Source organism: Micrococcus sp. ACRRV, from assembly GCF_022346985.1.
In the GTDB taxonomy this organism is placed as follows: Bacteria; Actinomycetota; Actinomycetes; order Actinomycetales; family Micrococcaceae; genus Micrococcus; species Micrococcus porci.
Window position 1 is genome coordinate 1 of the sequence record NZ_JAKRNH010000066.1, and the last position, 13,651, is coordinate 13,651.

At 71.1% G+C, this 13,651-nt stretch carries 11 protein-coding genes, 1 tRNA gene and 1 other RNA gene; 4 read left to right on the forward strand and 9 right to left on the reverse strand.

Annotated features, from left to right (window positions below):
- On the reverse strand, window positions 1–1,804 hold a 1,804-nt coding region (locus MHY29_RS08015), incomplete at its 3' end, for a DNA polymerase III subunit gamma and tau (protein ID WP_239239867.1).
- A gap of 78 nt (window positions 1,805–1,882) precedes the next feature.
- On the opposite strand from MHY29_RS08015, the gene MHY29_RS08020 reads away from it, so the two are divergent.
- Window positions 1,883–2,548 carry a malonic semialdehyde reductase gene (locus MHY29_RS08020; RefSeq protein ID WP_239239870.1) on the forward strand — a complete coding sequence of 222 codons (666 nt, stop codon included), beginning with the start codon at window positions 1,883–1,885 and terminating at the stop codon, window positions 2,546–2,548.
- Window positions 2,549–2,596: 48 nt separating this feature from the next.
- Here the strand turns inward: MHY29_RS08020 and gluQRS are convergent, their stop codons facing one another.
- The gene (gene gluQRS / locus MHY29_RS08025; RefSeq protein WP_239239873.1) at window positions 2,597–3,583 is read right to left on the reverse strand and encodes a tRNA glutamyl-Q(34) synthetase GluQRS; all 987 of its coding nucleotides are present in this window, start codon (window positions 3,581–3,583) and stop codon (window positions 2,597–2,599) included.
- 16 nt (window positions 3,584–3,599) lie between these two features.
- Window positions 3,600–3,696: signal recognition particle sRNA small type (ffs, locus tag MHY29_RS08030), an RNA gene on the reverse strand.
- 121 nt (window positions 3,697–3,817) lie between these two features.
- Between ffs and MHY29_RS08035 the strand changes: the two genes are divergently transcribed.
- Window positions 3,818–3,903, forward strand: a tRNA-Ser gene (locus MHY29_RS08035).
- Between the two features lie 231 nt (window positions 3,904–4,134).
- Window positions 4,135–5,712 (forward strand): sodium:alanine symporter family protein, encoded by a 1,578-nt coding sequence (locus MHY29_RS08040; RefSeq protein ID WP_239239876.1) that lies wholly within the window; start codon window positions 4,135–4,137, stop codon window positions 5,710–5,712.
- A 143-nt stretch (window positions 5,713–5,855) separates the two neighbouring features.
- Here the strand turns inward: MHY29_RS08040 and poxB are convergent, their stop codons facing one another.
- The 3 genes from poxB to MHY29_RS08055 all read right to left on the reverse strand — a co-directional run bounded on the left by poxB (window position 5,856) and on the right by MHY29_RS08055 (window position 9,775).
- A complete protein-coding gene (gene poxB, locus MHY29_RS08045) occupies window positions 5,856–7,571 on the reverse strand; it encodes a ubiquinone-dependent pyruvate dehydrogenase (RefSeq protein WP_239239879.1) in 1,716 nt (571 codons plus the stop codon).
- A gap of 126 nt (window positions 7,572–7,697) precedes the next feature.
- Complete coding sequence (locus MHY29_RS08050; protein WP_224355696.1) at window positions 7,698–8,747, reverse strand: isopenicillin N synthase family oxygenase; 1,050 nt, start codon at window positions 8,745–8,747, stop codon at window positions 7,698–7,700.
- Between the two features lie 131 nt (window positions 8,748–8,878).
- On the reverse strand, window positions 8,879–9,775 hold the full coding sequence (locus tag MHY29_RS08055) for a haloacid dehalogenase (protein WP_239239882.1): 897 nt from the start codon (window positions 9,773–9,775) through the stop codon (window positions 8,879–8,881).
- Between the two features lie 61 nt (window positions 9,776–9,836).
- On the opposite strand from MHY29_RS08055, the gene MHY29_RS08060 reads away from it, so the two are divergent.
- A protein-coding gene (locus tag MHY29_RS08060) for an IS5 family transposase (RefSeq protein WP_088478277.1) occupies window positions 9,837–10,731 on the forward strand; the annotation gives its coding sequence in 2 pieces (ribosomal slippage) (window positions 9,837–10,193 and window positions 10,195–10,731; 894 coding nt in all).
- Here the strand turns inward: MHY29_RS08060 and MHY29_RS08065 are convergent.
- The 3 genes from MHY29_RS08065 to MHY29_RS08075 all read right to left on the reverse strand — a co-directional run bounded on the left by MHY29_RS08065 (window position 10,728) and on the right by MHY29_RS08075 (window position 13,572).
- Window positions 10,728–11,750: a cytochrome c oxidase assembly protein gene (locus tag MHY29_RS08065; RefSeq protein ID WP_223247519.1), complete on the reverse strand. Its 1,023-nt coding sequence runs from the start codon at window positions 11,748–11,750 to the stop codon at window positions 10,728–10,730. The genes MHY29_RS08060 and MHY29_RS08065 overlap by 4 nt on opposite strands.
- 377 nt (window positions 11,751–12,127) lie before the next feature.
- Window positions 12,128–12,778: a vitamin K epoxide reductase family protein gene (locus MHY29_RS08070; RefSeq protein WP_020624358.1), complete on the reverse strand. Its 651-nt coding sequence runs from the start codon at window positions 12,776–12,778 to the stop codon at window positions 12,128–12,130.
- Window positions 12,779–12,819: 41 nt separating this feature from the next.
- The gene (locus tag MHY29_RS08075) at window positions 12,820–13,572 is read right to left on the reverse strand and encodes a thioredoxin domain-containing protein (protein WP_036317487.1); all 753 of its coding nucleotides are present in this window, start codon (window positions 13,570–13,572) and stop codon (window positions 12,820–12,822) included.
- Between the last annotated feature and the right edge of the window lie 79 nt (window positions 13,573–13,651).

The window sequence follows — 13,651 nt, forward strand, 5'->3', positions numbered from 1 at the left end:
GGGCGGCGGGGGCCTCGCTCACGGCCGCGGCGGGGCGGCCCTCAGCTTTTGGGCGCTCCTCACCCCGCGGGGTGTCGCCGCCGAGGATCAGGTCCAGCCTCGGGCGGATGCCGAGCACGCGGTGCACGGCCTCGCCGAGCACCTGCTCGCCGTTGCGGGACTGGAGCGTGCGGCGCGGGCCCTCCTGCGGGAACGCGACGGTGAGCAGCTCCCCGTCGTACCCCGCCACGGTGGCGTTGTCCTTCACGAGCATCCACATCAGGCGCGAGTCGCTCTCGAGAGCGGCCAGGATGTCCGGCCACGCGCGGCGCACCTTCTCCACCTGGCTCGGGGTGTGCGCGGTGGGCGCAGCAGGGGCGGCCGGCGCGGACGACGACGGCGCCGGAGCCTCCGCTGGACGCTCGGGGGCCGGGGCGGCGGCCACCGGCTCGGGCGTCGCGGGCTTCGGCGTCGCGGGCTCCGCGGCCCGCTTGTCACTCCCGGCCCCGGGCTCCTGCTCCCGTGCCTGCTCGGGCTCGGCGCGGCGGGCGGCGGCGCGCGCGAGCGCCGCACCGCTCAGGGCGGCGCCGCCCTGGCCGGCGCCACCCGCCGCGGGCCCCTCGGCGCCGGAGGAGGCGTCGTCGTCGGGGGAGAACGCGGCGCCGCCGGCGACGCGGCGCTCCAAGGCCTTGAGCCGGGCGGCCAGGCCGCGGTGGGTGTCGTCCGTGGCTGGCAGCATGAGCCGCGCCATGAGCAGCTCCAGGTGCAGGCGGGGGCTCGTGGCGCCCACCATGTCCGTGAGGGCGAGGTTCGTGACGTCCGCCAGGCGCGAGAGCTCCGCCCGGGAGAGCTGGGAGGCCTGCGCGGCCAGGCGACGCACCTGGTCCTCCGGCATGCCGTGGAGGATGGACGAGGCCTCGTCCGGCAGGGCGCGGGCGATCACGAGGTCCCGGAACCGCTCCAGGAGGTCCTCCACGAACCGGCGGGGGTCCTGGCCGGACTGCACCACGCGGTCGGCCACGCGGAACACGGTGGGGGTGTCGTCCGCGGCGATCGCGTCGACCACGTCGTCCAGCAGCGCCTCCGGCGTGAAGCCGAGCAGGCTCACGGCGAGGTCGTAGGAGACCTGCCCCTGCTGGGCGCCGCCGATCAGCTGGTCCAGCACGGAGAGCGTGTCCCGGACCGAGCCCGTGCCGGCGCGCACCACGAGCGGCAGGACGCCGGGCTCCACGCGGACGCCTTCCTCCTGGCACAGCCTCTCCAGGTAGGCGATGAGCGGCTCCGGCGGCACGAGCCGGAACGGGTAGTGGTGGGTGCGGGAGCGGATGGTCCCGATGACCTTCTCCGGCTCCGTGGTGGCGAAGATGAACTTCAGGTGCTCCGGCGGCTCCTCCACGATCTTCAGCAGCGCGTTGAAACCCGCCGCCGTGACCATGTGCGCCTCGTCGATGATGAGGATCTTGTAGCGGTCCCGCACCGGGGCGAACGTGGCCCGCTCGCGCAGGCCACGGGCGTCCTCCACACCGCCGTGCGAGGCCGCGTCGATCTCCAGCACGTCCAGCGAGCCCGGCCCGCCGGTGGCCAGGTCCCGGCACGAGTCGCACTCGCCGCACGGCGTGGGCGTGGGGCCCTGGGCGCAGTTGAGGCAGCGGGCCAGGATGCGGGCGGACGTGGTCTTGCCGCAGCCGCGCGGGCCGGAGAAGAGGTAGGCGTGGTTCACGCGGTCCTTCGCCAGTGCGGTGCGCAGCGGGACCGTGACATGGTCCTGCCCGATCACGTCCTCGAAACGGTCCGGGCGATAGCGGCGATACAGGGCGGTGCTCACCCTCGAAAGCCTATCCGGCGGGCGGACGGGCTAAGGGAGCCGGGGAATGCGCACGCCCGCCGGCTCGTTCCCTGGCCCATGACCACCACGTACATGCACACCGACGCCGAGGACACGATCCACTCCACGCAGCCGGCCCCGGACGCGGGACCGCTGAGTCAGGCGGAGATCGACCGCCTCTTCGCGGACCGCCACACGACGCAGCTCTTCTCGGACGAGCCCGTCGACCTCGCGCTGATCGAGCGGGCCTACGCGGACCTCCGCTGGGCGCCGACCGCCATGAACAACCAGCCGCTGCGGCTCGACGTCGTGGACAGCCCCGAGGCCCGCGCCCGCCTGGCCCCGCTCATGATCGAGTTCAACCGGGAGAAGACGGAGCGCGCCCCGCTCACGCTGATCGCCTCCTACGACCTCGACTGGCACCGCCACATGGGCCACCTCGCCCCGTTCCGGGAGGGCTTCGAAGAGGATGCCGAGGGCAAGGCGGGCATGCGCGAGGGGATGGGCCGCACGAACGCGCTCATCCAGGTGGGCTACCTGCTCGTGGCCCTGCGCGCGCACGGGCTCGAGGTCGGCCCCATGGCCGGGTTCGACGCCGCCGCCGTGGACGCCGAGTTCCACGCGGACCGTGCCTGGAAGTCCCTCCTGGTGATCAACGTGGGCCACGCCGCCGCGGACGACGAGAAGGCGCAGCAGCCCCGCCAGGGCCGCCTCGACTTCGACCAGGCCGCCCAGGTCCTCTGACCGGGGCCGGGCCTGCGGCGGGCCGGGACGCCGCAGGCCCGCTCAGACTCAGAGCCCGGTGAACACCCACGGATCGCGCGGCAGGGCGGCCGGGTCGAACGCGCGCACGGCGACCGCCAGCGGTCCCGCGGGCAGGCCGAGGGACTCCAGCAGTCGGTCCCGCAGCCGCGCGGGGGTCCACGCCGGGTCCTGCGCGGCGAGGTCCCCGAGGGTCACGGCGCCGTCCCGCTTGGCCAGCCGCCGCCCCTCCGCATTCAGCACGAGCGGCACGTGCAGGTACTCCACCGCGGGCGTCGGCTCTCCGCGTGCGACGCACAGCGCCTCGGCCAGCCAGCGCTGGCGCGGGGCCGAGTCGAGCAGGTCGTCGCCGCGGACCACCTGGTCCACGCCCTGCGCCAGGTCGTCCACGACGACGGCCAGGTTGTACGCGTACGCCCCGTCGTTCCGGCGCAGCACCAGGTCGTCGACCAGGCCCGTGACCTCGCCGTGCAGCACGTCCACGGCGGTCGCGCGCGGGATCTCGCCCGCCGGCAGGCCCGCGACCTTCGCCGCGTCGATCCGCAGGGCGGCGGGGCGCACCCGCCGCCGCTCGGCCCGCTCGGCCTCCGTCAGGCCACGGCAGGTGCCCGGATAGAAGCCGGGCGGACGCAGCGGCACGGTGCCGCCGGAGGCGGGGGCGCCGTCGTCGGGCCTCGGGTGGGGGGCCGACGTCGCCTCGGCGATGTCCTTCCGCGAGCAGAAGCACTCGTAGACCGCGTCCGCGCCGTGCGCGGCGCGCAGGGCGGCCACGGCGGCGTCGTACAGGGGGGTGCGCTCGGACTGACGCACCGGCTCGGCGTCCCAGTCCAGCCCGACGGCGGCCAGGTCCGCCCGCTGGTCGGCCTCGGCCCCGGAGCGGACGCGGTCCAGGTCCTCGACCCGCAGCAGGAAGGCGCGGTCCGTGGCGCGCGCGGCGAGCCACGCGACGAGCGCGGTGCGCAGGTTGCCCAGGTGCAGGCTTCCCGTGGGGGAGGGGGCGTAGCGTCCGGCGGGCATGGGACCTCCTGGGAAAGTCGAAGACCCCTCACGCACCTGCCAGAGCCCACCTACCCTTGCTACCTTCCGGTCCTGGGGGAGTTCAGCGAGATGACACCACGTGAGGGGCCGTCCGGAACTCTACCAGTGGACAGGGGCGGATGCACCTCGCCCGGCGGGGATTGGCGCGCGGCGCGGGGATCTGGTTATGATGGATCCTGCCCTTGCGCGGTTCGCCGCATGAGGGCGCACCAAGGAGGATTCGCCTAGCGGCCTATGGCGCACGCCTGGAACGCGTGTTGGGTTAACAGCCCTCGGGGGTTCAAATCCCCCATCCTCCGCGGAAGATCGGAAGCCCCGGGACCAGTCGGTCCCGGGGCTTCCGTCGTCCTCGGGCGGGTCGTGCCCCGTCCACCGCCTCCGAGCCGCCCCCTGGTCCGTCGTGCTCCCGTCGGTCTGACGGCGCGCCGGAACGGCCCGGCCGAGCGTCCGTGTACTCTTCACTCATCCGGGCGCGATGTGACATATGACACGCATCCGGGAATCGTCCCCCATCGCACCGGGAGCATCCCATGTCCTTCGCCGATCTGGTCACAGAGATCAACGACGTCATCTGGTCCCCGGCCCTGATCTGGCTCTGCCTGATCGTCGGCCTCTACTTCACCGTCCGCACCATGTTCCTGCAGTTCGTGAACATCCCGGACATGGTCAAGCAGCTCCGCGAGGGCGAGGACTCCGCGGACGGCACCTCATCGCTCCAGTCCCTCATGATGTCGCTCGCCGGCCGCGTCGGCATGGGCAACATCGGCGGCGTCGCCACGGCCATCGCGTTCGGCGGCCCCGGCGCCGTGTTCTGGATGTGGGTCATGGCCCTGCTCGGCGCCGCCACGTCCTTCATCGAGTCCACGCTCGGCCAGATCTACAAGGAGCGCGACCCGGACACCGGCGAGTACCGCGGCGGCCCCGCCTACTACTTCGAGAAGGCCTACAAGCACACCGCCGCCGGCGGCGCCTTCAAGGTCTACGCGATCCTCTTCGCGATCGTCACCGTCTTCGCCACCAGCTACTTCCTACCGGGCGTGCAGGCCAACGGCGTGGCCGCGGCCATGGAGCAGGCGTGGAGCCTGCCCGCGTGGGTGGCCGCCGTCGGGATGGTCATCCTGCTCGCCTTCATCGTCCTCGGCGGCGTGAAGCGCATCGCCACCTTCGCCGTGTACGTCGTGCCGATCATGGCCATCGCCTACATCATCCTGGCGCTCGTGGTGCTGTTCATGAACTGGGAGCAGATCCCCGAGGTCTTCGGCACCATCTTCTCCAGCGCGTTCGGCACGCACGCCGTCTTCGGCGCCATCCTGGGACTCGCCATCCAGTGGGGCGTCAAGCGCGGCGTCTACTCCAACGAGGCCGGCCAGGGCACCGGCCCGCATGCGGCCGCCGCCGCCGAGGTCTCCCACCCGGCCAAGCAGGGCTTCGTCCAGGCGTTCGCGGTGTACATCGACACCCTGTTCGTCTGCTCCGCCACCGCGTTCATCATCATCTCCACCGGCGCCTACCGCGTGTTCGAGGGCGAGTCCGAGACCGGCCGCGTGCTCTTCGAGGGCGGCACCCTGCCGGTCACCGCCTCCGTGGGCCCGGCCTTCGTCCAGTCCGGCTTCGACGCCGTGTTCGCCGGCTTCGGTCCCACCTTCGTGGCGATCGCGCTCGCGTTCTTCGCCTTCACCACGATCGTGGCCTACTACTACATGGCCGAGGTCAACCTCGTGTACCTGACGCGCACCCTGCGCAACGGCACGGTCCGCCGCGTCGCGCTGCGGCTCCTGCAGGCCCTGATCCTCGTCTCGGTGGCCTACGGCGCCGTCGCCACCACCGGCGCGGCATGGGGCCTGGGCGACATCGGCGTGGGCTCCATGGCCTGGCTGAACATCCTCGGCATCCTCGTCCTGCAGGGTCCGGCCCTCAAGGCCCTGAAGGACTACCGCGCCCAGAAGAAGCAGGGCCTGGACCCGCAGTTCGACCCGCGCCCGCTCGGCATCAAGAACGCCGACTTCTGGGAGCACCGCGCGGACGGCCTGATCACGCAGGGCGTCGGCGGCCTCTCCACCGACGTCCGCGCCGACACCGCGGACGGGGCCGGCTCGCATCGGGCCTGAGCCCGTTCGGCGGCCACCCCGCATCTGACCCACGACGACGGCCCGGACGCACACGCGTCCGGGCCGCCGTCGTCGCCGGGCCGGGTGCGGTGCGCAGCCTCACCGGGGGCCGAGCCGCGGCGCAACGCGGCCCCGGCCCCCGCTCAGAACAGCTGACGGAGGTTCGCCTTGGCCAGGTCGATCAGCTGGGTGCCCTTGCCGTCCAGCACGGTGCGCAGCGCGTAGAGGGCGAAGCCCTTGGCCAGCTCGAGCTCGATGCTCGGCGGAATGGTCAGCTCCTGCGGCTCGGTCTTGACCAGCAGCAGGGCCGGGCCGTCGTGGGCCAGGAACTCGCGCATCACGTCCGGCAGGTCCTTGGCGCGGTCCACGCGGAATCCCTTGATGCCGATCGCCTCGGCCACCTGCGCGAAGTCCGGGTTCTGCAGGCCCGTGCCGAAGGGGACGAACCCGGCGGCCTTCATCTCCAGCTCCACGAAGTTCAGGGAGTCGTTGTCGAACACCACCGTCTTCACCGGGAGCCGGTTCTGGACGAAGCTCAGCAGCTCGCCCAGCATCATGGCCAGGCCGCCGTCACCGGCCATCACCACGACCTGGCGACTGCGGTCGATCGCCTGCGCGCCGAGGGCCTGGGTGATCCCGTTCGCCATCGAGCCGTGCACCATCGAGCCGACGATCCGGCGGCGGCCGTTCATCGTCAGGTAGCGGGACGCCCAGATCACGGGGGAGCCCACGTCCGGGATGAACACGGCGTCGTCATCCGCGGCCTCGTCCAGCAGGCGCGCCACGTACTGCGGATGGATGGTGCCCCGGCTCGGGGTCGCCAGCGAGTCGAGGCCCTTGCGGGACTTGTCGTAGTGCTTGAGGGCCTTCTTCAGGAACGCCGACGACGAGTTGCCCTTGAGCAGCGGCATCAGGGCCTGGGCGGTCTCCCGGACGCCGCCCAGCAGCGGGATGTCCACGCTGACGCGGCGGCCGATCTGCTCGCCGCGCACGTCCACCTGGATGACGGTGGCGTCCTCCGGGTAGAACTGCCGGTAGGGCAGGGACGAGCCGAGGATCAGCAGCGTCTCGGCCTCCTTCATCGCGTGATAGCCGGACGCGAAGCCGAGCAGGCCGGTCAGGCCCACGTCGAACGGGTTGTCGTACTCGATGTGGTCCTTGCCGCGCAGCGCATGGACGACCGGCGCCTGGAGCCTGTCGGCGAGGGCGACGACCTCGTCGTGCGCCCCGGCCGCGCCGGAGCCGGCCAGGATGGTGATGCGCTTGCACGAGTTCAGCGCCTCGGCGGCCTCGCGGAGGGACTCCTCGTCCGGGACCACGTGGGAGCGCGTGGCGCGGATGACCTCGGGCTTCGCATCGAGGTCCTGCAGGGCGACGTCGCCGGGGATCACCAGGACGGCCACGCCGCGCTGCTCGACGGCGGCGCGCATGGCGATGCGCAGCAGCTGCGGCATCTGGGACACGTCGGAGACGTGCTCCACGAACACCGAGCACTCGCGGAACAGTTCCTGCGGGTGGGTCTCCTGGAAGTAGCCCGACCCGATCTCCTCCGAGGGGATGTGCGCGGCGATCGCCAGGACCGGGGTGCGGGAGCGCTGCGCGTCGAACAGGCCGTTGATCAGGTGCAGGTTGCCGGGACCGCACGAGCCCGCGCAGACGGTGAGCTCGCCCGTCAGCTGGGACTCCGCCGAGGCGGCGAAGGCCGCTGCCTCCTCGTGCCGGGTGTGCACCCACTCCATGTCGGTGTGCTGGCGCAGGGCCTCGGTCAGGGCGTTCAGGGAGTCGCCGGGCACGCCGTACATACGGCGCACGCCGGAGGCGGACAGGGTCTCGACGATGTGCTTGGCGACGGTCGCCACGGGGTACCTCTTCGATCTCGGTTGCGCCCGGACCGGTCCGCCGGGCGCGGCGTCGTCCACCACGGTAGGCCCGTTGAGGACGGGAGGGACAGCAGTCACGCGCGGCCTGCGCGGGGGCCGCCCCTGTCAGCGCGGGAGCAGCTCGGGGTGGAACTTCTTCGTCACCGTCGGGTGCGCGCGGGCGAAGCCCTTGAGCATGTTGGAGCCGAAGGAGGCGAGCATCGGGTTCGTGGGGTCGTCGGAGACGCCCCGGGCCTCGGCGGCGTACTCGTCCGGCAGCGTCACCTCCTCGATCACCGCGTCCAGCCGGGGCGAGAAGAAGAACGGCACCGAGTAGCGGTCCACGCCCTCCGGCGGGGACTGCACCCGGTGGATGGTGGCCATCAGGTAGCCGTCCGTGGCCACCTCGAGCATCTCGCCCAGGTTCACGACGAGCGCCCCCGGGATCGGCTCGACGGGCAGCCACTCGTCCTGGCCGTAGGGGCGCACCTCGAGGCCGCCCACCTGGTCCTGCAGGAGCAGGGTGATGAAGCCGTAGTCGGCGTGCAGGCCGACACCCTGGGCGCCCGCCTCCGCGACGCCGCCCACGTAGTGGGCGAGCTTGGCCATCCAGGCGCGGTCGCCGTCGAAGGCCGCGGAGAAGTGGTCCTCGTCCAGGCCGATGGACACGCTGAGGGCCTTGAGGAGGTCCTCGCCCACGCGGTCCATGAGAGCCGTCCAGTCCATGGCGATGCGCTCGAGCTCCGGCATCTGCGCAGGCCACTGGTTGCGGCCCTGCAGGTGCCAGTACTCCTGCCCCTCGCCGATCCGCTCGACGGGAACGGGCTCGCGGTCCGGGGAGAAGTCCAGCTGCTCGCGGGAGTCCGGACGGCCCTGCGTGCGCTCCGCGGCGATCGCCGACCAGCCGCGGTAGTGCGGGGAGTTCTGATTGTGCAGCGCCTGCTTCTGCTCCTCCGGGAGGGCGAAGAACTCGGCGGTCGCGCGGAACAGCTCGTCCACCTGGCCGGGGGCGGCGCCGTAGTCCACGATCTGGAAGAACCCGACGTGGTGGGCGGCGTGACGCAGCGCGTCCAGGAAGTCCGGGTCGAAGGACCCGTCCGGGCGGCGCATGATGGACAGGTCCAGGACGGGGACGACCCGTGCGGGGGTGGCGGAGTCAGGGCTCGGAGCGGTCATCCGTCCAGTTCACCCGTGAACCGCTCCGCCCGCCACTTCCGGTGTCGCCGGATGGACCCGCGTGACGCCCCGTGACGCCGTGGCGTCATCGGCGTGACGCAGGCGGGGGAGGCGCGTAAGATGCCCCGGGCTCAGGCGAGGAGGTCTCGCTCGACCCAGCGCAGCAGCGACTCGCCGGCCCGCTCGTGGACGTCCTCCGCCTGCCCGACCCCGCGCTCCGCGAGGTCCGCGGCGGTCAGCACCCGGTAGGGGCGCTCCGGGATCCCGTCCGCGGGCCGGACGTCCATGTGCTCGACCGGGGCGCCCATCGCATGCAGCGCGTCCGCCATCGCGTAGTCCGTGCGGGAGTCGCCGGCGGTGAACCAACGCTCCGGGACCGCGACGCCGACCTCGGCGAGCATGCCCAGGCAGCGGTCCACGCCCAGGTCCTTGCCCGAGGTGCGGTGCTCCACGTCGATCGAGATGACCGTCGGGTCCACGCGGACGTCCTCGGCGAGCCCGCGCTCGCGGAGGAGGTCCTCGATGCCTGCTGCGACGTCGTCGCGCACCTGCACGTATGCGTCCTGGTCAGCGCCCACGGTCTTCTCCAGGGAGACCATGAGCAGCTTCGTCCGGTCGACGAACTGCAGGTCGCCGGCCCGCTCGCCGTTGATCTCCCAGATCGCGTCCCGCACGTCGGCGTCGACGGCCATGGCCGGGTCGGTGCGGACCCAGCCCGGCGTCGGGGCGTCCACGGTGACCGCCGGGAGGTCCCCGGCGGGGACGTCGGAGAAGGGGAACCAGACGGCGCCCTTCTCGCAGATCGCGAAGAACGGGGCGTCCTCGGGGAGGCCGGCGGCGCGCAGCGGGCCGATCACGCTGTGCAGGAGGAAGTCGGCGGAACGGCCGGTGTTGAAGCCCACCGGCACGCGCGCCGCGGCCAGGCGCGCGAGGGTGGTGACGATCCCCTCCGGCACCGCCCGGGTCTCGGTGGAGGCCACGGGGCCGTCCACGTCCAGCAGGAGTCCGATGGGGGAGGGGGAGGTCATGGCTCCAGCCTAGGGCGTGTCTGAGAATGGATCCAGGGGGCCAGCTGACACCCTGGAAGGCATGTCCCGCTTCCAGATGCTCTCCGATGCCCAATGGGAGTTGATCGCCCCGATGCTCCCGACCCGGACCGGCAGGGCCGGCAGGCCGTTCTCGGACGCCCGCACGATGGTGGAGGCGATCATCTACCGATATCGGTGCGGGATTGCATGGAGGGATCTGCCCGAGGTCTACGGGCCTTGGCAGACCGTGTGGACCTGGCACCGGCGCTTAGCTGAAGAGGGCACCTGGGATGCGGTGCTGGCGAGGCTGACCGCCGCCGCGGACGCCGAAGGCCTGATCGATTGGTCGGTCTCGGTGGACTCCACGATCGCCCGCGCGCATCAGCACGCGACGAACATCACCCGCCTCACAGGGGGATGGGTCGAACTACAGGAATCTGCATGAGGAGCCGGCCGATCACGGCATCGGGCGCTCCCGGGGAGGGCTGAGCACGAAGATCCATCAGCTCGTCGATGGGACCGGGCTGCCGCTGGTCAGCCTGATCACCCCCGGCCAAGCCGGGGACTCCCCGATGCTGCTGCCGCTGCTGGGGCGGCTGCGCGTGGCACGGCCGGTAGGGCGGCCCCGGACCCGCCCCGAGGCGGTGCTGGGCGACAAGGCGTACTCCTCCCGGGCGATCCGCACCCACCTGCGTGCCCGCCGGATCAAAGCCGTGATCCCCGAGCCGGCGGATCAGCAGGGCCACCGCAGGCGCCGCGGCTCGGCCGGTGGCCGTCCCGTGGGCCTGGACTCGCAGGCTTACAAGGGCCGGAACGTGATCGAGCGCCAGTACGCGCACCTGAAGCAATGGCGGGGCCTGGCGACCCGGTACGACAAGTACGCGATCGTCTACCGGGCCGCCGTGGTGTTGAACGCTGTGCTCGCGTGGTCCAAACGATTGTCAGACATGCCCTAGCTCTCGTTCCGTCTTCGGGAGAGGCTGGCGAGGTACTCGTTGTAAGAGTCGAGTTCGGCGTCCTCGGCTTTCTGTCGCTGTCTCGAGGTGCGCACGTCGCGGGCTCGCCAGCGGGACAGGCAGACGATGAGCACTACGAACATCGGCAGCTCCGCGTAGGTCCATACCAGCGTGCCGGCGATCGCCTGGTCGATGACGGGGTCATGGCTGCCTGTGGGGGTGGCGTATGCGCTGAACAGCGGTGTGGCGGTACGGAGCAGGATCAGGCCGAAAATGGCGTGGATCTGGATCTCGACGGCGATATCGACGAATCGTGCGGCGAAGGAGGGTTGGCGCGGTAGCGGATCGGAGGACCATAGCGGTGTTGCCGAGACGATGCCGAGGACGAGGATGACGAAGAGCAAGGCGTCCTGGCCGAAGGGGATGCGCATGATGACGCTGATCGCGTCGGTCAGGTAGAGGACCGGGTACAGCAGTATCGCAATGACGATGGCGACCACAGGGTGCAGTGCGGCGCTCCAGAATCGTGAGCGCAGTCCCCCGTGCGCGGCACGGAGCACGAGACGCCCGAGGCCGGTGTGCGGTGTGCTGCGCAGGAGCAGCAGCCCGGGTGACCCTGCGATGAGGAGCGGCGGAACGACGGTCAGCAGGGTGATCTGCTGGAACACCAGCGCTGTGATGGATTCCGTCGCGAGACGGTTCACACCGAACATCGTGATAGCGAAGATCAGGGCGCACCCGATCAGGAACGATGCTGTGCGGGCGATCGCCCAACGGCGCCTGTTTCGCCACATCCAGATCGCTCCTCGCAGATACAGTGCCGCGAACAGCAGAGCGGCGATGCCGACGGGTGAGCCGGTGAGGGGTTCGAACGTGACCCACTGGTCGATCGGCGGCATAGCGAATTTCCCTTCATCGAGGCGATCAAACGTCGGCGACTTCGGCCGCGGTGGTGGTGCCGGAGCGGGGTCAGGTGAGGCCGGAGTAGGAGTGGGGCCTTGGCCCTTGATCGTGGACACGGTGTCGGTTCGGTTATGCCGCTTCCGCAAGCGGCACCGGCTCCCAGGGCAACCAGGTACAAGGGAATCTGCCACCGCTCCAGCCAGCCGATCATGTACTTCCTTTCCGGGCGAGGACCTTGCCTCCATCCTCACGGAGCTGCCCGGTTGTCGCGACGTGGCGGTAGAGGGCCTGTTGGACAAGGAACCTACTGCCTGCCCTTCTCGGTTTCCCAACCTGTGTCCGGCTTTGCCGACAGCTCGGCTCCTCACGCCTCAGGTAGTGCCCGAGCGCCAGCCCTGCTTGGCGGGCGCCGATCACTAGCACGTCGGTCTCGGCCATGGTGTGGTTTCTCCTCGTTGCGGGCGCGTGGGCGGGCCGTAGTGCGGCTGGTGTGTCAGTAACCGGTGAGGGCCGGGAAGAAGGTCCAGAACACCGAGGCGGCCACGGCCACATAGGCGATGGCCACCAGGGTTCCGGCCCAGCCGGCGGAGAACCGCACCACCGCGGCGTGCGCGGGGATCACGCCGTGGGCGAGGTTGCGCACGGTGAGCAGGATGAACAGCGGGATCATCGCCGCCCACACGATCATGCAGTACAGGCACAGGATGTGGATCTCGAACAACGCCTGGGACCACAGCCAGATGGTGAACACCGTGCCGGCGGTGACCCCGGCCTGCAGGCCGGCCCAGTACCAGCGCCCGGGGCTCGCCCCGGAGAGGGTCACCATGGCGGTGGTGATGACCACGGCGAACGCCACGATGCCGATCAACGGGTTGGGGAAGCCGAACAGCTCGGACTGCCAGGTCCCCATCACCTTCCCGCAAGACACCCAGGGGTTGATGTCACAGCTGGTGATGTACCCGGCATCCTCGTACAGCTCCAGGCGTTCGAGCACCAGGATCGCCGAGGCCACCCAGCCGACCACCCCGGTGATCAACAGCACCAGGCCGAACGGACGGTGCCGGGCGACAGTCGGTATCCCCGCTACGTCGGAGGCCTGCCCGGTACCGGCAGGGCGGTCGGTGGTGGTCGTGGGGATCGTCACGGGTGAATTGGTGTCGGTGTCGGGGACACTCATGGGCCCGGTCAGTCCGTCGTGGCGGCGGCGTCGACCTCGGCGCGGAACTGCTCGAGGGTGTTCAGAGTGAGCATCTGTCCGTCCAGGAAGAAGGTCGGGGTGCCCTGCACGCCCAGCGCGGTCCCGTCGGCCACGTCGGCCTCGATGCGGTCGCGGGTGGCCGGGTCAGCCACCGCGGCATCGTAGGCGGCCATGTCCAGGCCGAGATCCTCGGCGTAACCGCGGAACACCGGGCTCCGGTCCTCAGTGGTATGGCTCCACTGCTCCTGGGTGTCGAACATCTGCTGATACATCGCCTCGTACTGTCCCTGCTGGCCGGCGGCTTCCACGGCTACGGCGGCGGTCATCGAGTTGGGATGTCCGGGCAGCGGGAAGTAGCGGTGCACAAAGGTCACCGTGTCGGCGTACTCGGCGCGCAGTTCTTCCACGACCGGGTAGGCGGCCTTGCAGCCCTCGCACTCGAAGTCCAGGAACTCCACCAGCACGGCCTGCTCGTTCGGGGCCTTGGACAGTACCCGGCTGTCTGGGCGCATCACCGGCGTGGCCTCCGAGGGGGCGCTCTGCCCGGTCCCGGAGGAGGCAGTTTGCCCGGAGCCCTGGGGGGCGGCGTCGCGGGGGCCGCTGGCGGCCACCACTCCGACGATCAGCCCGGCCAGCACCACAGCGGCCAGTACGACCCAGACGATGGTCTTGGCCTTGCGGGATGTGGTGCCCGGTGTTGACGGATCAGAGGGGGTCGGATTGCGGGTCGGTGTGCTCACGAAGGGATCCGTTTCGGTCGGTGGCGACGGCACCGTGCCGTCGGGGTGGGAATGAGCTGGGGCTGGGATGCAGGGGTGG